The sequence below is a fragment of the Plantibacter flavus genome, assembly GCF_900177615.1.
GTDB classification, from domain to species: Bacteria; Actinomycetota; Actinomycetes; order Actinomycetales; family Microbacteriaceae; genus Plantibacter; species Plantibacter flavus.
The window spans coordinates 120,903-139,090 of the sequence record NZ_FXAP01000006.1 but is presented as its reverse complement, the minus strand read 5'-3'; the positions used below and the strand labels follow the sequence as shown (position 1 = coordinate 139,090).

Annotated in this window: 21 protein-coding genes and 1 tRNA gene; 7 read left to right on the top strand and 15 right to left on the bottom strand. The window is 69.6% G+C overall.

Annotated elements, in window-relative coordinates:
- Positions 1-77: 77 nt before the first annotated feature.
- The 7 genes from B9Y95_RS17285 to fdhA form a co-directional block, all read right to left on the bottom strand.
- The gene (locus B9Y95_RS17285) at positions 78-680 is read right to left on the bottom strand and encodes a hypothetical protein (protein ID WP_085513771.1); all 603 of its coding nucleotides are present in this window, start codon (positions 678-680) and stop codon (positions 78-80) included.
- Positions 680-1,255, bottom strand: a complete 576-nt coding sequence (locus tag B9Y95_RS17280) for a DUF6286 domain-containing protein (RefSeq protein WP_085513769.1) — start codon at positions 1,253-1,255, stop codon at positions 680-682. Before B9Y95_RS17280 ends, B9Y95_RS17285 begins: the two co-directional genes overlap by 1 nt.
- Entirely contained in the window at positions 1,252-1,605 is a 354-nt protein-coding gene (locus B9Y95_RS17275; protein WP_064296820.1) for a hypothetical protein, read from the bottom strand. Before B9Y95_RS17275 ends, B9Y95_RS17280 begins: the two co-directional genes overlap by 4 nt.
- Positions 1,602-1,790, bottom strand: a complete 189-nt coding sequence (locus tag B9Y95_RS17270) for a DUF2273 domain-containing protein (RefSeq protein ID WP_085513766.1) — start codon at positions 1,788-1,790, stop codon at positions 1,602-1,604. The genes B9Y95_RS17275 and B9Y95_RS17270 overlap by 4 nt, the downstream gene beginning before the upstream one ends.
- A complete protein-coding gene (locus B9Y95_RS17265) occupies positions 1,787-2,206 on the bottom strand; it encodes an Asp23/Gls24 family envelope stress response protein (RefSeq protein WP_085513765.1) in 420 nt (139 codons plus the stop codon). Before B9Y95_RS17265 ends, B9Y95_RS17270 begins: the two co-directional genes overlap by 4 nt.
- Before the next feature lie 168 nt (positions 2,207-2,374).
- Positions 2,375-3,409, bottom strand: coding sequence for a helix-turn-helix transcriptional regulator (locus B9Y95_RS17260; protein WP_085513763.1), 1,035 nt, complete (start codon positions 3,407-3,409; stop codon positions 2,375-2,377).
- Positions 3,410-3,663: 254 nt separating this feature from the next.
- On the bottom strand, positions 3,664-4,884 hold the full coding sequence (gene fdhA, locus B9Y95_RS17255; protein WP_079706515.1) for a formaldehyde dehydrogenase, glutathione-independent: 1,221 nt from the start codon (positions 4,882-4,884) through the stop codon (positions 3,664-3,666).
- A 456-nt stretch (positions 4,885-5,340) separates the two neighbouring features.
- Between fdhA and B9Y95_RS17250 the strand changes: the two genes are divergently transcribed.
- The 3 genes from B9Y95_RS17250 to B9Y95_RS17240 all read left to right on the top strand — a co-directional run bounded on the left by B9Y95_RS17250 (position 5,341) and on the right by B9Y95_RS17240 (position 6,690).
- Positions 5,341-5,589, top strand: coding sequence for a type II toxin-antitoxin system Phd/YefM family antitoxin (locus B9Y95_RS17250; RefSeq protein ID WP_064296825.1), 249 nt, complete (start codon positions 5,341-5,343; stop codon positions 5,587-5,589).
- On the top strand, positions 5,586-5,846 hold the full coding sequence (locus B9Y95_RS17245) for a type II toxin-antitoxin system RelE family toxin (protein WP_085513761.1): 261 nt from the start codon (positions 5,586-5,588) through the stop codon (positions 5,844-5,846). Before B9Y95_RS17250 ends, B9Y95_RS17245 begins: the two co-directional genes overlap by 4 nt.
- 67 nt (positions 5,847-5,913) lie before the next feature.
- Positions 5,914-6,690 (top strand): HNH endonuclease family protein, encoded by a 777-nt coding sequence (locus B9Y95_RS17240; RefSeq protein WP_085513759.1) that lies wholly within the window; start codon positions 5,914-5,916, stop codon positions 6,688-6,690.
- A 142-nt stretch (positions 6,691-6,832) separates the two neighbouring features.
- Here B9Y95_RS17240 and B9Y95_RS17235 read toward each other — a convergent pair.
- Positions 6,833-6,905, bottom strand: a tRNA-Arg gene (locus B9Y95_RS17235).
- A gap of 332 nt (positions 6,906-7,237) precedes the next feature.
- On the opposite strand from B9Y95_RS17235, the gene B9Y95_RS17230 reads away from it, so the two are divergent.
- Entirely contained in the window at positions 7,238-8,917 is a 1,680-nt protein-coding gene (locus B9Y95_RS17230) for a hypothetical protein (protein WP_085513757.1), read from the top strand.
- Positions 8,918-9,026: 109 nt separating this feature from the next.
- Here B9Y95_RS17230 and B9Y95_RS17225 read toward each other — a convergent pair whose 3' ends face one another.
- From B9Y95_RS17225 to B9Y95_RS17200, 6 genes are all read right to left on the bottom strand, one after another.
- The gene (locus B9Y95_RS17225; RefSeq protein WP_085513755.1) at positions 9,027-9,566 is read right to left on the bottom strand and encodes an AAA family ATPase; all 540 of its coding nucleotides are present in this window, start codon (positions 9,564-9,566) and stop codon (positions 9,027-9,029) included.
- 96 nt (positions 9,567-9,662) lie between these two features.
- Positions 9,663-10,169 (bottom strand): hypothetical protein, encoded by a 507-nt coding sequence (locus B9Y95_RS17220; RefSeq protein WP_143736554.1) that lies wholly within the window; start codon positions 10,167-10,169, stop codon positions 9,663-9,665.
- Positions 10,170-10,288: 119 nt separating this feature from the next.
- The gene (locus tag B9Y95_RS17215; RefSeq protein WP_085513752.1) at positions 10,289-10,975 is read right to left on the bottom strand and encodes a GNAT family N-acetyltransferase; all 687 of its coding nucleotides are present in this window, start codon (positions 10,973-10,975) and stop codon (positions 10,289-10,291) included.
- Between the two features lie 49 nt (positions 10,976-11,024).
- Complete coding sequence (locus B9Y95_RS17210) at positions 11,025-11,351, bottom strand: DMT family transporter (protein ID WP_071260538.1); 327 nt, start codon at positions 11,349-11,351, stop codon at positions 11,025-11,027.
- Positions 11,348-11,710: a DMT family transporter gene (locus tag B9Y95_RS17205; RefSeq protein ID WP_085513750.1), complete on the bottom strand. Its 363-nt coding sequence runs from the start codon at positions 11,708-11,710 to the stop codon at positions 11,348-11,350. The genes B9Y95_RS17210 and B9Y95_RS17205 overlap by 4 nt, the downstream gene beginning before the upstream one ends.
- The gene (locus B9Y95_RS17200) at positions 11,707-12,243 is read right to left on the bottom strand and encodes a TetR/AcrR family transcriptional regulator (protein WP_085513748.1); all 537 of its coding nucleotides are present in this window, start codon (positions 12,241-12,243) and stop codon (positions 11,707-11,709) included. The genes B9Y95_RS17205 and B9Y95_RS17200 overlap by 4 nt, the downstream gene beginning before the upstream one ends.
- Positions 12,244-12,434: 191 nt before the next feature.
- Here B9Y95_RS17200 and B9Y95_RS17195 point away from each other — a divergent pair, with 191 nt between their 5' ends.
- The 3 genes from B9Y95_RS17195 to B9Y95_RS17185 all read left to right on the top strand — a co-directional run bounded on the left by B9Y95_RS17195 (position 12,435) and on the right by B9Y95_RS17185 (position 16,704).
- Positions 12,435-13,904, top strand: coding sequence for an LLM class flavin-dependent oxidoreductase (locus B9Y95_RS17195; RefSeq protein WP_085513746.1), 1,470 nt, complete (start codon positions 12,435-12,437; stop codon positions 13,902-13,904).
- Positions 13,901-15,163, top strand: coding sequence for an acyl-CoA dehydrogenase family protein (locus tag B9Y95_RS17190; RefSeq protein ID WP_085513744.1), 1,263 nt, complete (start codon positions 13,901-13,903; stop codon positions 15,161-15,163). Before B9Y95_RS17195 ends, B9Y95_RS17190 begins: the two co-directional genes overlap by 4 nt.
- A gap of 302 nt (positions 15,164-15,465) precedes the next feature.
- Positions 15,466-16,704 (top strand): acyl-CoA dehydrogenase family protein, encoded by a 1,239-nt coding sequence (locus tag B9Y95_RS17185; protein ID WP_085513742.1) that lies wholly within the window; start codon positions 15,466-15,468, stop codon positions 16,702-16,704.
- A 98-nt stretch (positions 16,705-16,802) separates the two neighbouring features.
- Here B9Y95_RS17185 and B9Y95_RS17180 read toward each other — a convergent pair whose 3' ends face one another.
- Positions 16,803-18,185, bottom strand: a complete 1,383-nt coding sequence (locus tag B9Y95_RS17180) for an LLM class flavin-dependent oxidoreductase (RefSeq protein WP_085513740.1) — start codon at positions 18,183-18,185, stop codon at positions 16,803-16,805.
- Positions 18,186-18,188 lie beyond the last annotated feature (3 nt).

Sequence of the window (18,188 nt, the reverse complement as noted above, 5' to 3'; positions counted from 1 at the left end):
TCCTCGCACCGCGTCGGCGGTGCATCGGTCCTACTGCTGTCGATTCGGGTGCCGCGGCGGCACCGCGGGGTGTCGGGTCAGACGACCCGGTTGGTGCTGGCGAGCCGCGTGCGCAGTCCGCTGACGATCTGGATGACCACCGGGGTGGACGTCCCGAGGACGCCGTCCCACTCGTGGATGGCCGCCTCGATGTCGCGCCGCAGCTGGACGGGCGAGGCGCCGCGACGAGCATGTGCGGTGAGGCGCAGGGTGGACTGCTTGCGGATCCGGAAGCCGGTGACGTCGACGGACACCACGTCGGGGTTGCGCCCGATCGCCTCCTCGAGGACCTGCTCGGCGACCTTCACGTCGAGCACGACGCGACCACCGGTCGGGGTGTCCTTCGTCCGCTGCTCGTCGACCTGCAGCAGCGTGCCGGTGTGGCCGCGGCCCTGCCGGAACACGAACCAGAGGATGACGAGGATGAGCAGCAGGGCGACGACCGCCGCGACCCACAGGATCCACGGCTGGGCGTCGATGGTGTCGTTCGTCGGTCCGACGGCCCGCTCGGCGTTCTCGCTGATCGTCCGCTGCACGTCAGGCAGAAGCGCACCCACGGACAGGGCCGCGCCGGCCGCGAGGACGACGAGTCCCACCACGAGGATGAAGAACCGGTTGAGGAATCGATTCGTGGAGTTCATCAGGCCACCGTTCCCTTGCTGCTCACGCGGACCTTGGCGCGGAGCGCCGGCCGGTAGTCGTAGGACGCGACCTCCGCGTCCACGGCCTGCTGGATCTCGCGCTGGTCGACGCGTCGGCCGCTCGTCGGCGTGACGTCGACGCGGGCGCTCCTGGCGCCGACGCTGACACTCACCTGCGAGGGGTCGATGTCACCGGCGTACGAGGCGACGCGGGCGAGCGACTGCGCGATCACGCGGTCGTCCACGACGGCCGCGGTGCGGTCGGCGATCGACCCGCGACGCCCTTGGCGGGCGGGAGCCAGCGACAGGACGATCAACACGAGGCCGATGATCGCCGCGACCGCGCCGATGGCGACGAGCAGCGGGGCCGGAGCGGTCGCCGCGGTGAGCACCGCGGTGACGATGTCCTTCGGTGCGACGAGGAGCGCCGGCTGCCCGATCGCGGCCAGGACCGATTCGGTGCCGAGCCAGGCGAGCACGAGCGCGAGAATGATCGCGATCGCGATCGCGAGCGTCGACCGCGGCGAGTGGGTCTCGCGACGCACCGCGCGGCGATACAGGGCTGGGGTGCTCACAACACCCTCCTTCGTTCTTCGAGCTTCGCGCCCGTGATGTGGAGGTCGACGCGTCCGATCGTCGACCCGGTCAGGTCCAGGCACCGCTCACGGATGCTGGTCTGTGCGCGTGCCAGGCGTTCGAGGACGGTTCCCGAGGTCCGGGATCCGGCGCCGAGCGGCGACACGTGGATGGGCGTGCTCGCGGTGACCGTGAGGGCCCCCTGGGCGTCGGAGAGCTCGACCGAGACCTCCGACGCCCGCACACCGAGTTCCTCCGCGGTGACGGCAGACACGACGCGACGCACGGCGCGGGAGCTGATCGTGTTGCGACCATGCACGGCCTGTTCGGCCGTCACCGCCGCGGTCACGACGACCGCCGCCCGCGGAGTGCGTCGGCGACACCGCGCAGGTCGAGCTTGCCCTCGAGCACGCGTCCGATGCCGAATCCGATCAGCATGAACAGCGCGACGAGGACCATGCTCCAGAAGCCGAATGCGACGGCCGCCAGCGCCAGGACGGCACCGACGAGGATGCCGCGATCGGTCGTGGTCACTGGACGCGGCTCTCGTCAGCGTCGTTGTCGTCGTCCGACGGGATGTGGACGTCGGAGACGGTGACGTTGACCTCGGTCACGTCCATGCCGACGACGTTCGAGATCGCGTCGGTGACGCTGCGACGGACGTCGTCCGCGACGCGCTGGAGGTCGACGGGGTACTCGGCGACGATCACGATGTCAGCGGCGACCTGCTTCTCGCCGACCTCGACCGAGACGCCCTGACCGCGGTCCTGAGCGTTGATGGCGTTGCGGATGGCGCCGATGGCACGAGCTGCTCCGCCGCCGAGGTCGTGCACGCCGGGGACCTCGCGGGCCGCGATGCCGGCGACCTTCTGGACGACGCCGTCGGCGATGACGTTCTTGCCCGTGGAGGCGGTGGCTGCGTGGTTGGCGGTGTCGGTGGTGTTCGACATGGTGTTGCTCCTTCGGTGGCTGGTACTGCGGTTTCACGTTCCGGGTGTCCGGTCGCGGTGCCCGTGTTGCGGGCGACATCTATGAGACTGCGCGTCACGCCCGATCCTCACGGTCGATCGTGGATTCGTCCGGAAGCACTCATTTTCTGGATATCCGAAGTCGGTCGATCAGGCGCGGAGGGTCTGGCTCGGGCCCTCGCCGAAGCGGTTCCGGTAGGCGGAGGCGAAGCGTCCGAGGTGGACGAACCCCCACCGCTTCGCGACCTCGCCGACCGTCGTCTCCTGCGGCGAGCTGTCGGCGAGCTCGCGGCGGGTGCGGTCGAGTCGGATGTCGCGCAGATAGGCGGTGGGCGACATGCCGAGCTCGCGGCGGCAGTGGAGCTGCAGCGTCCTCGTGTGCAGCCCGGCCGCTTTCGCCGCGTCGGCGGGCGTGATGGGTTCCGCCGCGTGATGGTGCAGGTATTCGACCGCGAGGCGCGTGCGCGCCATCGAGGGCTCGCGGAGCGGCTCCGGCAGGTCGACCACCGCCCACGGTGCGAGCTGCAGCAGCGCGAGGGCGAGCGGTCGTTGGGCGTTCATGCGGAGCAGCGGAGGCGCCGTCTCGTCGGTGAGCACCGGGGTGGAGGCGTTCAGCGCAACGCGCCAGCGCTCGATCGCCTCGGGTGTCGGTGTCGCCTCGAGGTCGAACGACACCTGCTGACTCGGGCCGGCGTGGATCTCGGTCGCGATGTCCTCGAGGTACGGTGCGGAGAACAGCACGGAGTTCTGCCGGTGCGGGGTGAGGTGCACCGTGTACGGCCGGCGGAACGGGAGGACGAACGGCGAGCGCGGGATCTCCATCCGTTGGCCGTCGCGACGCACGATCCAGCCGCCGCCGGTCTGGACCCACGAGACCACGTAGTCGGTGAGGCCGGGGGTCTCGCCGGTGACGTGCCCGGTCATCGTCGCAGTGCGGAGCGAGACTCGGTCGTCGCCGATCGACACCCACTGGAACGAGAACGGATCGGTGCCGCGGGTGACGGTGAATCGGCTGCCGTCGTAGGCGCGCTCGTAGTTCTGCCGGGCGACCGCCGGGTCGTCGCCGCTGACCGTGATCCTGCGGATCGGAACCGTCGACGCCGTACTACTCGCACTGCCGAGCAGCGGGCCGGTGTCGGAGTCGCTCTCCGGATCTGATTCGGATGCGAGGAAGGAGTGTTGCATGGTCGTCCTTGTGCGAGTGGGGGTCTCTTCGTCGCGGGACGGGCCCCAGGGCCCCGTCGGTTTCCCGCGTCATTGGAGAGACGGACCGAAAGGAGGAAATCTCACGGTTCACTCAGGTATTCGTCAGGGAACGCCGATCGGATGCTCCCTCTTGGTCCCTGAGCCTGTCGAAGGGCAGCCGAAAGCGCCCGTTCCGTCGTCCTGCAGCTCTCCAGACGACGCAACGGGCGCTCTCGGTGATGTCGCAGCGCCGACTACGCGGCGTCCAGATACCCGTTCGGGTTGAGGACGAACTTCTGCGCAGCCCCCGCATCGAACTCGGCGTACCCGCGCGGGGCATCCTCGAGGGTGATCGCGGTGGCGTTGACGTTCTTCGCGATGTGCACCTTGTCGTGCAGGATCGCCATCATGAGGCCGTGGTTGTACTTCATGACCGGGCACTGACCGGTGGTGAACGACAGCGACTTCGCCCAACCGGTGCCGAGACTCAGCGACAGCGCGCCCTTCTTCGCGGCTTCGTCAATGCCGCCCGGGTCGCCCGTCACATAGAGCCCGGGGATGCCGAGCGCGCCGCCGGCCGCGGTGATGTCCATGAGGGAGTTGAGTACGGTCGCCGGTGCTTCATGACCCGCGTCACCGCCGTGGCCACGAGCCTCGAAGCCGACGGCGTCGACCGCGCAGTCGACCTCCGGGACACCGAGGATCTGTTCGATCTGCTCCGCCGGCTCGCCCTTGGTGAGGTCGACGGTCTCGCAACCGAAGCTCCGCGCCTGCGCCAGCCGGTCGGCGTTCATGTCGCCGACGATGACCGCAGCGGCGCCGAGGAGCATGGCCCCGGTCGCTGCGGCGAGGCCGACAGGACCCGCGCCTGCCACGTACACGGTCGATCCGACGCCGACGCCCGCCGTCACCGCACCGTGGAAGCCGGTCGGGAAGATGTCGGAGAGCATCGTGAGGTCCATGATCTTCTCGAGCGCCTGGTCGCGGTCCGGGAACTTCAGGAGGTTCCAGTCCGCATAGGGCACGAGCACGTACTCGGCCTGGCCACCGACCCAGCCGCCCATGTCGACGTAGCCGTAGGCACTGCCCGGGCGGTCGGGGTTCACGTTGAGGCAGATGCCGGTCTTGCGCTCCTTGCAATTGCGACAGCGACCGCAGGCGATGTTGAACGGCACCGAGACGATGTCGCCGACCTTGATGAACTCGACGTCCGGTCCGACCTCGACGACTTCACCGGTGATCTCGTGTCCGAGGACGAGGTTCGGCGGTGCCGTGGTGCGGCCGCGGACCATGTGCTGGTCGGAGCCGCAGATGTTGGTCGCGACGGTCTTGAGGATGGCGCCGTGGGGGACCTTCCGGCCGACGTTGGCCGGGTTCACCCCCGGTCCGTCCTTGAGTTCGAAGGTGGGGTAGTCGATGTCGATGACCTCGACGACACCCGCTGCTTTGTAGGCGACAGCTCTGTTACCTGACACGTGATCCTCCTTGATCGCGGGCGCCCGTTGTGGGGCACCCTGTGTCTGCTCGACCCTATCCCTCCAGCGTCCGCAGCGGCAGGGGCGGAGGTCCTGCCGGGGTCCGTTCCGTCTGCTCCCCGAGCACCTTCGTCAGTCCCTGAGACCACCTCAGTCGGTCCCTGAGCGCACCTCCGCCGGTCCCTGAGCGCACCTCCGCCGGTCCCTGAGCGCACCTCCGCCGGTCCCTGAGCGCACCTCCGCCGGTCCCCTGAGCGCACCTCCGCCGGTCCCTGAGCGCACCTCCGCCGGTCCCTGAGCGCACCTCCGCCGGTCCCTGAGCCTGTCGAAGGGCACCCCCGTGGAGCGCGCGCTCGGTCGTCGGCACACCTTGTCCAGGCTTCCCTGAGACCGTCGGCCGATGCCGCGGTCATCCCCCACATGTACAGACGGAGGCCCAAAACGTACACTTGCGACATGTCCCGGATCAACGTCACCGAAGCTCGCGCGAAGTTCTCCGAGCTCATCGCGCGATCCCACACCGAAGCCGTGTTCGTGGAGCGTCGCGGGCGCGCAGAGGCCGTCATCATCAGTCCCGAACAGTACGACCGGATGATGGAAGCGCTCGAAGACGCCGAGGACGCCCGTGCCTTCGACGCGGCGATGGCCGAGGAGGGCGACAGCATCCCGTGGGCGCAGGCGAAGGCCGACCTCGGCTGGGAATGAGTCGATACGACATCGAGCTGCGGCCGGCCGCGATCAAGGCGCTCCGCAGGATCGACCATCAGGACCAGCGACGCATCCGGGCCGCGATCGCTCTGCTCGGGGAGAACCCACGCCCGCCGAGCGCCACGGCGTTGCAGGGGCGCCCCGGCTTCCGAGTCAGGGTGGGCAGGTATCGGATCGTGTACACGATCGATGACGGTGTGCTCCTCGTGGTCGTCATCACGCTCGGCCATCGGAGCGACGTCTACCGGGGCTGACGTCCGGTGACTTCGTGTCGGCGCCCACCTCTACGCTGGTGGAGCAGACCCGAGGAGAGCACCCAGCATGAAGAAGACTCCCTTGGCGTTGCTCGTCGCGCTCCTTGCAGCCGTCGTGGTGCTCGTCGCAACGCAGTTCGACGGCGGGACCGTGTTCGGCGGACCAGGATCATCGACGCCGACATCCGTCGCACCGACGCCCGCGGCGGTCAGCCCGAGCGCACGGGCATCGCTCGAGGCCGCCGGCTTCGCTGTCGTGGACGCGTCCGGGCAGTTGGTCGTCTCCGCCACCGCCGTCGAAGACGCGCTGGCCGACGTCGACACCGCCACCCAGGTCGCCACCGGCTACGACCGGGACCGTTTCGGTCAGCGTTGGGCGGACATCGACCGCAACGGCTGCGACACCCGCAACGATGTGCTGGCGCGCGATCTCGTCGACGTCACCTTCAAGCCGGGGACCCGCGACTGCGTCGTCCTCACCGGAGTGCTGCACGACCTCTACACGGGGTCGACGATCGACTTCCAGCGCGGCGAGCGGTCGAGTCAGCTCGTGCAGATCGACCACGTCGTCCCGCTCGCGTGGGGTTGGCGCCACGGCGGGAACACGTGGACGGAGCAGCAGCGCGAGCAGTTCGCGAACGACCCGATCAACCTGCAGGCCGTCGACGGCGCCACGAACTCGTCGAAGTCCGACTCCGGCCCCGGCGGTTGGATGCCGCCCTCGGCCGCCTCGCACTGCGAGTACGCGGCCAGGTTCGTCCTCGTGCTGATGGCGTACGACCTCACGGTCGACGACGCCGACCGCCAGACGCTCACGGGCACGCTGGACAGCTGCCGGGCGTAGCGGCGTATGGCAACCGCGCGAGAGCAGGACAAACGCCCGAGAACCGGAGATTTCCCGCGATTCCATCCGGTTCTCGTGCAGATATCCTGCTGTCAGGCGGCACGAAAAAAGCGGCCCACCGAAGTGGACCGCTTTCAAAACGTGCGCCCGAAGGGATTCGAACCCCCAACCTTCTGATCCGTAGTCAGATGCTCTATCCGTTGAGCTACGGGCGCATTGCTTGCTGAGAGAAGAGAACTTCGGCTCGGCAGGCCGAAGTAGAGCCTACAACACGGAAGCCGAAGACGCGAATCGCCCTTCGACAAGCCCAGGGACCGGGGAAGGTGCCGCCCTTCGACAGGCTCAGGGACCGGAGGAGGTGGCTCAGGGACCGGAGGAGGTGACTCAGGGAACGGAGGAGGTGGCTCAGGGAACGGAGAAAGTCGCGCAGGGAACGGGATGGTCGCTCCAGGGGCGGGTGCGGCTCGGGGACCATGGGAGGGCTCCCCATCGACACGACGGGCGCCGACATGGAACAGTCGATGCGACCACCTGCCGAGAGGACGACGTGAGCGCAGCACCAGGACCGACGAACGACGGATTCACCATGATCGGCCGCCCTCCCGCCCGGGCGAACCTCGTCCTCATCGTCATCCTGTCGGGCATCCTCGCCGCCATCGTCGGGTGGGGCCTCGGGAGCATCATCGATTCCGTCTTCGACGTCGCGCTCATCCCGATCATCACCATTCCGTTGTGCTTCATCATCACCGCCGGCATCTGCTTGTCCTACCTCCGGGCCGCCTTCCGCCCGGTCGGTGTCGACACCGTCCGCGGCACCGCGCTCCTCCGGGGCGAGACGATCCCGCTGCGCTCGATCGTGAGCGGCGAACTCCTCACCCGCAATCCCGCCGCCACGACTCCGGCCCTCAGCCTGCGGCTCACGACCGACACCGGCGCACGCGCGCGCATCATCGTGAACGGTGGTTGGCTCCGCAGCCTCCCCACCTCCGACCTCGTGCCGCTCGTCGCGCTCATCGCCGGCAGCGGCATTCCCGACGACACCGGCCAGGATCCACTCGACGTCGGCCGGGAACGCATCTCCCGCTCACTCGCTGGGAAGGGCTCGGACGTGATGATCGGTCGACGCGGGTTCATCGCCGACTGCATCGCCGTTGCGGAGTCCACCGGCGACGTGAAACTGCTCGAAGCGGTGGTCCAGGCCGCAGGGCCGCTCGGCCGGAGCATCCGGGACGAAGCGATGCGGGCCGCACAGGGCGCAGTGGAGGACGTTGTGCGTGCGCATCAGGACATCGCTCCGGCGGCGCCTGATGCCCCGAACCCGACTCCCCTGGTGCCGCCTGCGCCGCAGTACGGGTCGGTCGTCGCGGACGAGGACGAGGCGACGGCGGTCGACGACGACACAGACGACGACCGGTTCCGTCGACCGGACGACCCGGCCCGGCTGGCCGCCGAGCAGATCGTCGACCGGGTGCACCTCGACAAGCTCGGTGACCGGAATGGGGCGCTCGGCAATCGGGATGCGGAGCGCGTCGGCCCGGACGACGGACGCGAGTTGCCGTCGTGGATTCCGCCACAGGATCGGACGAGGGTCGGCTCCTGGCTCGCGGACGACGACGAGGTCGTCCACCTGCAACCGATCCCGGAGACGGTGGGCGCACGCACCCTCCGGAAGGTCTGCGACCGGATCCTCATCGGGCTCGCCGGCGTCGGCCTGCTCGCGATCTTCGGCGCAGCCATCGCCGAAGGCGTCATCGACCGCCTCCTGCCGTCCGATGCGAACGCGCTCGTCGCCGTCGCCGTGGTCGGCTCGGCGCTGCTCGCGTTCGTCGCGTGGATCGTCGGCGGCATCGCGCGGGCACGCGAGATCCACATCGCTCAGCGCTTCTCCCTCGACTGGCTCGATCGGCGCGGCCCGGAACAACGCCGCCGCGGACTTCCGCCGGTGCTCTTGCAGCACTTCCTCGGCCCGATCCCCGCGTCGCGCCTGTTCGCGGCCGGAGCGTACTTCGGCACCTGCGTCGGTGGCGTCGGGATTCTCGCGGGCGCCCTCCTGTCCGTCGACCCGGAGGAGCTGGGCGCGACCGGACCGATCATGCTCGGCATCAGCCTCGTCCTCACGGCCGTCGGGACGGTGCTCTTCATCGTGCGATGGCGACGGGTGAAGCGGCAGCGGGCGCTGGCGATCGAGCTCGGCGGCGAGCGCCTGGCCTATCTCGGGAACCTGTAGGCGAGCGGGCGATCGGCGGGCCCTTCGACAAGCTCAGGGACCGGAGGGAGGCTCAGGGACCGGAGGGAGGCTCAGTTACCAGACGAGGGCTCCCAGCCCTTCGACAAGCTCAGGGACCGGCGATGATTGCCGAGAGGATCTCTCGAGCGACCTCCCTGGGCCGTTTGTGAGTCGTGTCGATGCGCATGTCGTCGGTGAATCCGGCCCGCTCGAGGACGCCCGCCAGTTCGGGGTGACGCCGCGTGTGCCAGCTGAGCGCCGCCTCGTCGTCACCGTGGCGTCCGGCCAACCTTGAGCGCGCGACGTCCGGATCCAGGGTCAGGCGCACGTGCAGCGGCCTCGGGGAGCCGAGGGCGACGGTGGTGCGTTGCAGCTGGTCGGGCGTCTCCATCACCGTGGCGACGACGACGACCGCTGCGCCGGCGCGCCGGAAGTTCGCGGTGATCGCCTGCAGATTCTCGAGAGCGAGAGCGGTCCGGAACGGGTCGCCCTCCCGTGCAGGCCAGGACCGGCGCAACCAGTCGACGTCGATGACCGCGCCTGAAACGCCGCATCGCTGCAACGCCTCACCGACTGCCTCGGCAGCGGAGGTCTTCCCGGTGCCCACGCTGCCATTGATCAGGACGGTGTCGAACCTCGCAATGGGCATTGCCCGATGGTATCGGTCGCGGCCACGACGGTGCTGGTGCCTCCACCGCTCCTGCGGAGGGGTGAATGAGCGCCGCCGCGATTCAGGGGAGGTGACTCATCGAGCGACGACCTTGGCGAGCACCCAGCGCGCCTTATCGAGGGTGTTCGCGGGTGCCGGCAGGTACTGGAACGCCCGAGCACCACGCTGCACCGGGACGCCCTGCGCCTTCGCGGCCTCCTCCAGCTGCGTGGCGAAGCGCTGCCAGCCGTCGAGGCCCTGCGGGAAGCCGAGGTACTCGGTGAGCGACGTCACCACCACCTCGGAACCTGCGCCCGTCGACTGGACCTCGATCGTGACGTCGTCTTTGGCGACGTAGTCGATGCCCCACACGCCGGGCCGCAACGACTTGGCCTTGCGCTTCGGCAGCCCCTCGATGAGCGCGGTCGCACCGGCGGGGTCCGTGCCGAGGACGACCGAGCGCCCGAACTCCTGCAGCATCTCCGGCACCTTGGTGGCGCGACGTTCGGTCGCGGTCTCGCGCAGCTTCCGGCGGCCGAGTCCCTTCAACACCCCCAGCCCGACGATGGCGAGCAGGACGAGAATGGCGATGATTGCGAGCACGTTGCTGTCCACAGGAGCCCCCCAAGGCTGTCGGTCACGAGCGGTATCGCTCAGGACGAGGATGCCGCAGACCCGACATCCGTTCAATGGGTACCGGTCCCCACCCCGTCAAGCAACGGTCAGGCCGGTGACGGGAGTCCCGCGTCAACGGCCGCCGATCCACGCCTGTCCGTCGACGCCGAGACGGTCGACACCGGAGCGGACCGCGCGGCGTCCCGCCACATCGCAGCCGGCGTCACACCAGGGATCCCCGTGATCGAAGCGATACTCCGGAATCCGCTTCGCCGATACAGCGCGCGGTTGCGCTCGTTCGACGACTCCAGGTACACGGGGACGCCGTCGGCGTCGATGGCGCGCAGGCGTGACTCGAGGAGCGCACCCCCGACACCGGCCCCGCGAGCGCCGTCGCCGACGCCGATCTGTGCGAGGTACCAGTGCGGTTCGACCGGGCGGTGCAGCGCGAGAGTCCGCTGCAGGCGCATGGCTCGCGGAAGTCCGCGCAGTCCCAGCGCACGGGTGAACCTCGGCAGCTGCCGCACCTGGTCGAGCACGGAGTGGCGGGCGTCCGGCGTCTCCCAGACGGCGACTCCGAGGACGACCCCGTCGGCGTCCCGGCGAGCGAGGTCGACGCGGCCACTCGATGTCGCACCCGAGCACAGCATCGCTTCGAAGAGGAGGGCGAGCCGGCGCTCACGGTCGGAACCGGAGACGAGCGTCGCGGTGACCGTGTCCTGTCGGAAGGCGGTCGCGAGCACGGCCGCGGCCTCCTCGAGGTCGGCGGGCGAGGCGGGAGCGATGGTGAACACGCGGTTCCTTTCGGGCGGAGGGTGGGTATGGGGCGACGATCTGCGCGGGTCAGTGCGCCTGGGAACCGAGCTCGATGACGAGCACACCGACCGCGATGAGGCCGATGCCGACGATCATCTTCGGCGTCAGCTTCTCCTTGAACAGCACGCGCGCTCCGATGGCCGTGAGCGCGACCCCGCAGGCGGCCCAGATCCCGTAGGCGATCCCGACGGGCATGCCGTTCGCGAGCGCGATGGTCAGCAATCCGAACGCGGTCACGTAGAACACGGCGACGGGAGCGATCCACCGCTTCTTCCGCAGGCCTTCCGAGGCGCGCAGGGAGAGCGTCGCGGCGACCTCGGTGACGATGGCACCGGCCAGGAGCAACCAGGTCATGCGCCGACCTCCCCGTTCGTCGCGGCGGGCTTCGGCGACTCCGGGGCGTGGCCCGTCTCCACGAGCACGACGCCGGCGATCACGATCGCGATGCCGAGCCCGATCGTGAACGTGAACTGCTCGCCGAACACGAGCGACGCGAGCACCGCGGTGAGCGCGACGCCGGCCGCAGCCCAGATGCCGTAGACCACCCCGATCGGCACTCCCATGCGGAGCAGGAGCGACAGGGCGACGAACGCGCCCGCGTATCCGGCCACTGCGAGGATCGACCACCAGGGGTTCTCGATGGCGCCACGGAGCGAGAGGGTCGCCGTGACCTCCAACAGGATGGCGGCGGAGAGGATCAGCCACTTCTTCATCGGGAACCACCGCCCGCGAGTGTCAGGAGCCGTGAGACGAGGTCGGCGCGCTGGTCGCGGCCGACGTCGAGGATGCCGGTCGCCTCGGCGATCCAGAGGCCGTTCGCCGCCAACCAGACGAGCAGGAGGGAGGTCGAATCGGTGTCCTCGCCGAACCCGAACCAGGTGCGGAGGTACTCGAGCCAGGGAGCGGCGAGTTCGGGACGCCTGACCGCCTCGGCGAAGACGACGAACTCGCCCTGGCTCGCCCCGCCCTCCCCCGCGAAGGCGACGAAGGCCCGCACACGCTCCTCGAGCGTCGACGTCTCGAGTGGCGCCCCCAGCTCCTCGACGAGCTCGCGCTGCCAGCGGGCGACGACGTGCTCGATCACCGCGATCATCATCGCGTCACGCGAGGGGAAGTGGTAGCGCAGGCCGGCCTTCGTCAGACCGACCTCCTGCGCCACCGCCTCGTAGGTGATGTTCGCCTCTCCGGAGGCGTCGACGACGCGGACGGCGGCATCGAGGATCTCGTTCCGTGCACTCGGTCTCATGAGAGTTACTTTAGCTTACGTAAGGTAAAGTAATGCTGAGAAGCAGCCGGGAGGAAGCGGCCCGTCGCGGCCCATGTGACGCTCTGTTTCGGGCCCCTCGCGAGCATCCGAGCCCCCGAGTACCGTCGTGCTGGACGGCGCCGTGATCGCCGTCGGACCCAGCCTCGACGAGACGACCCGGTGGTATCCCTGTGAGCAAGCGCATCATCCTCAACGCGTTCGACATGAGCTGCGTGACCCATCAGGCGCCCGGCCTGTGGAAGCACCCTGACAATCAGGCGCACCGCTACAACGACATCGACTACTGGATCGACCTCGCCAAGCTCCTCGAGCGCGGCACCTTCGACGCCCTGTTCATCGCGGACGTCGTCGGCATCTACGACGTCTACCGCCACTCCTCCGCGCCCGCGCTCATCGACTCGGCGCAGCTGCCCGTCGGCGATCCGATCATCCAGGTGTCGGCCATGGCGAAGGCGACCGAGCACCTCGGCTTCGGCGTCACCGTCGCGTCCACCTACGAGCTGCCGTACGCGCTCGCGCGCCGCTTCTCCACGCTCGACCACTTCACGAAGGGTCGGGTCGGCTGGAACGTCGTCACCTCCTACCTCGACTCCGCCGCCCGCAACCTCGGCCTCACCACCCAGATCAAGCACGACGACCGGTACGGGATCGGTGAGGAGTTCCTCGACGTCACCTACAAACTGTGGGAGGGCTCCTGGGAGGACGACGCCGTCATCATCGACCGGGAGAACGGCGTCTACACCGACCCCACGAAGGTGCACCCCATCAACCACCGGGGTGAGCACTTCCAGGTGCCCGGCATCCACCTCTCGGAACCGTCGCCGCAGCGCACCCCCGTCATCTTCCAGGCCGGCGCCTCGGCCCGCGGTCGCCAGTTCGCCGCCACCCACGGCGAAGCGGTGTTCATCAACGGCCTCGTCCCGGAGCTGACCCGCAAGACGACCGACGACATCCGCGACCGCGCCGAGGCCCTCGGACGCCCGCGCGACAGCGTGAAGATCCTCACCCTCGCGACCGCGATCGTCGCCGAGACCGACGAGGAGGCGCAGGCCAAGTACGAGGAATACCAGCAGCACATCTCGCTCGACGGCGCCCTCACCCTCTACGGCGGCTGGTCGGGCCTCGACCTCTCCTCCTTCGACCCCGACAAGCCGCTCAAGTACGTCGACACCGACGCCGCCCGCTCGGCGCTCGCGATCTTCACCCTCGCCGACCCGGACCGCGAGTGGACGCCGCGCGACATCGCCCACTACATCGGCATCGGCGGTATCGGGCCCGTGTTCGTCGGCAGTGCCGCGACGGTCGCCGACGAGATCGAGCGCTGGATCGACGTCGCCGGGACCGACGGCTTCAACCTCGCCTACGTCATCACGCCCGGCACCTTCGAGGCCGTCGTCGACCTGCTCGTACCCGAGCTGCGCCGCCGTGGCCGGGTCTGGGACGAATACCCGGAGGGGACCCTCCGAGGCCGCTTGAACGGCACCGGCTCCCCCGTCGTGCCCGAGTGGCACCCGGCCCACCGGTACCGCGGCGCCTACGTCGGGCAGCCGTCCGCCGCCGACGACACCGCGCCCTCCCTCTTCGACACCGACAACGCCTACGAGACCAACGCCTACGCCACCGAAGGAGCTTCCGCATGAGCCTCGACACGATCATCACTTCGACAGGCTCAGTGACCGGGCAGCCGGTCCCCGAAGGGCGCACCCACTGGTCCGGCACCGCCGACGACGCCGAGCTCGCGCACTGGGACGCCGTCGCCTCCGAGGTCGCCACCAAGCTCGCGGTCGACGTCCTCGAACGCGACCGCGCGAACCTCGACCCCACCACCGAGCTCGACCTCCTCCGCGAATCGGGCCTCGTCAACCTGCTTGACCCCGCCGAGTTCGGTGGCGGCGGCGGGCACTGGGAGAGCGCCTTCCGGGTCGTCCGCATCCTGTCGCGCGTCGACGCCTCCATCGGCCAGCTGCTCGCCTACCACTACATCAACGCGGGCAACATCGGCTTCACCGCCGACCCGGCCACGCAGGCCGAGTGGCACCGCAAGACCGTGGAGGGCCGGTGGATCTGGGGCGACTCCGTGAACCCGACGGACCCCGACCTCTCGCTCACCCAGGACGGCGACGCGTTCCGCCTCAACGGACTCAAGCGGTTCTCGACGGGCGCCTCGGCCGGCGACGTCATCCTCGTCAACGCGGTCGTCCGCGGTGGCGACCACGACGGCACGATCTTCCAGTTCGTCCTCGACCACGACCGCGCCGGCATCGCCTACCTCGGCGACTGGGACGCGCTCGGCCAGCGACTCTCCGCGTCGGGTTCCGTGCGGTTCGAGGACGTCCTCGTCGAACAGGCGGACATCCTCGGCACCGTCGACGACGAACCGTTCTCCTCCCTCGTGACGCCCGGCATCCAGCTCGCCTTCGGCAACCTCTACCTCGGCATCGCGGAGGGCGCGCTCGCGCAGGGCACGGAGCTCGTCCGGGCGCGGAAGAACGCCTGGTTCCTCAGCCACGCCGAGACCTACCGCGACGACCCGTTCGTGCAGCGCGTCGTCGGCGAGTTCGTGTCGTCGATCGCCGCCGTCGAGGCGCTCGCCGACCGCACGAACGCCCGCTTCGACCGCATCATCGAGCGGGGAGCGGCGGTGACCGCGGAGGACCGCGGCGCTATCGCCATCGAGATCGCGAAGCTCAAGATCGTCTCCACAGAGCTCGGCATCGAGGTCGCGAACCGCATCTTCGAGGTCACCGGGTCCAGCTCGGCGAAGGCCTCCGTGGGGCTCGACCTGTTCTGGCGGAACGTGCGCACGCACTCCCTCCACGACCCGGTCGACTACAAGAAGCTCGAGGTGGGCGCGAACCACCTGAACGGCGAGCTGCAGCCGATCTCGCTCTACACCTAGGCCTTCGCGCCACTCCCGCCCTTCGACAGGCTCAGGGACCGGCATCCCGGGCCACTCCCGCCCTTCGACAGGCTCAGGGGCCGGCATCCCGGGCCACTCCCGCCCTTCGACAGGCTCAGGGACCGGGCCCCAGCTCAGTGACCGAACCAGCCATCGGTCCACGAGCACCTCCATCGGTCCCCGAGCACCTCCACAGGTCCCCGAGCACCTCCACCGGTCCCCGAGCACCTTCCACCGGTCCCTGAGCTTGTCGCAGGGCCCACCGACTGACCAGCCCACCGCCGCCTCCGGAACGGAACCAGATGACCTCCGCACCCTCCACCACCGCCCGCCCGGTCGGCTTCTCGGCCGCCCGCGAGCTGCTCCTGCCGCTGTTCGCCGAGATCCAGGCCGGCGCCGTGGAGCGCGAACTCGAGCACCGGCTCCCGCGCGAGGAGGTGCGGAAGCTCGCCGCCGCCGGCTTCGGCGCGCTCCGGGTCCCCACCGAGTTCGGGGGTTCGGGACTCACCTTCCCGGAGTTCACCGAGCTCCTGATCGAGCTCGCGGCGGCGGACTCGAACCTCCCGCAGATCTTCCGCGGCCACATCGCCCTCGTCGAGGACCAGCTGGTCGCCGCCCCGAGCGACCGACGCACCGCCTGGCTCGAGCGGTTCGTCGCCGGTGAGATCGTCGGCAACGCCTGGAGCGAGGTCGGCTCGGGCGCACTCGGCGTCTCCGGAACGGTCGTCACCGAGCGCGCCGGCCGCTACGTCGTGAACGGCCGCAAGTTCTACACGACGGGCAGCATCTACGCCGACTGGACGGACGCCACCGCGCGCCTCGTCGTCGAGGGCCAACCCGACACCGAGGTCACCGTGCTCGTCCGCACGAACCAGCTGGGCGTGACGATCGCCGACGACTGGGACGGCTTCGGCCAGCAGCTCACCGGCACGGGGACGATCGTCTTCGAGGACGCCGTCGTCGACGCCGATCAGCTGCACCCCTTCACCGACCGGTTCCGCTACCAGACCGCGCTCTATCAGCACGTGCTCATCGCCGTGCACGCGGGGATCGCGGCGGCGGTCGAGCGCGACGCCGGGGAGCAGATCCGTGCGCGCACCCGCGTCTACACGCACGGTCTCGCGCCGCTCGTGAAGGACGACGGGCAGATCCAGGCGGTCGTCGGCGAGATCTCGTCGATCGCGTTCGTCGCGAAGCAGACCGTCCTCGGGGTCGCCGCGGCGATCGAGCGGGCATCGGAGACCGCCGCCGACCGCGATTCCGCGGACGACCTGCAGGCGAACATCGAGGCCGAGATCCGTTCAGCCCAGGCGCAGGTGGTGCTCTCTGAACTGGTGCCGCGCGCCGCGACGCTGCTCTTCAACACCTTGGGCGCCTCGGCCGTCAGCCGCACGAGCGCGCTCGACCGGCACTGGCGCAACGCCCGCACGGTCGCGTCGCACAACCCCGTGATCTACAAGACGCGCATCGTCGGCGACTGGTCCATCAACGGCACCCCGCCGCCCTTCGTCTGGGCCGTCGGCACGGCGAAGCCGCAGTAGCCCGCCGCGGCACGAGAGCAGGACATCCGCACGAGAGCAGGACATTCCGCGTCGAAACGTCCGGTTCTCGGGCGGATGTCCTGCTGCCGAGCGGAGCGTCAGCGGCCGGCGAAGGCGCCGCGGTAGGCGCGCAGCGGGTGCGTCTCCGGGAGGGTGGGCTCCGCACCGAAGAGCTTCTCGCGGAGCGTGCCCGGCGCGTACTCGCGCTGGGCGAGCCCGCGCTCCTGCAGGACCGGCATGACCTCGTCGACGAAGACCTCGTAGGAGTGCGGGATCATCCAGTTGGCGACGTTGATCCCGTCGATCCCGGCCGCGCGCCACTCGGCCAGATGGTCGGCGATCTGCTCCGGCGTGCCGACGACGCGGCCACGCAGCTTCGCGGTGAGCTTCGCGAGGTCGCGCACGGTCGGCTCGCGGTCCGGCGAGAGGGCCTTCAGCGCATCGAGCATGCTGTGCCCGCCCTGGGTCTGGACGTCCTTGAGCGGAGTGTCCGGGTCGATCGGCTTCCCGGTCGCCTGGTCGGTGCCGAGGTTCGAGTGCGCGAGGAACGCGTCGGCGGACAGGAGTTCGTCGTACTCGGCTTCGATGCGCTTCGCCTCCTCCTCGGTGCTGCCGACGATGAACGACATCGCCTGCCAGAACTTGACGTCGCGCGGGTCTCGGCCGGTCTCGGCGACGAGCGCGCGCGTCGACTCCGCGGACGCCCGCGCGGCTTCAATGCTGGGCGCCATCATGAACTGCACCTCGGCGTAGTCGGCGGCGAACGCCTTCCCCGCGCCGGACGACCCTGCCTGGAACAGGAGCGGTGAACGCTGCGGCGACGGCGACGAGAGGTGCGGGCCCTCCACGCGGTACCGTTCGCCGACGTGGTCGATGCGATGCACCTTGGCAGGGTCGGCGAAGACGCCGCTGGCCTTGTCGGCGAGGAGTGCGCCGTCGTCCCACGACCCCTCCCAGAGCTTGCCGACGACCGCCACGTACTCCTCGGCCCACGCGTACCGCTCGTCGTGTTCGACGAGGCGGTCGAGCCCGTAGTTGCGCGCCGCGTTCTCGAGGAAGCTCGTGACGATGTTCCAGCCGACCCGCCCACCGGACGCGTGGTCGATCGTCGAGATCTTCCGCGCGAAGGTGAACGGGTGCTCCTGCAGGATCGACGAGGTGAACGCGAGGCCGAGGTGCTCGGTGCTGATCGCGAGTGCCGACAGCAGCATCGACGGGTCGTTGCTCGGCAGCTGCATGCCCTCGCGCGCGTTCACGTCGAACGACGCCCCCGCACCGCCGTAGACCCCCACGACGTCCGCGAAGAAGATCGTGTCGAACCGGCCCCGCTCGAGCGTCTTCGCGAGGTCGACCCAGAGGTTCACGTCGTCGAAGGTGTGCTGCTTCGCGTCCGGGTGGCGCCAGAGGCCGTGCTGCATGTGGGAGCCCGTGTTCATCACGAAGGCACCGAACTGGAGGCGGGAGGGCTGAGCGGCGGTCATCCC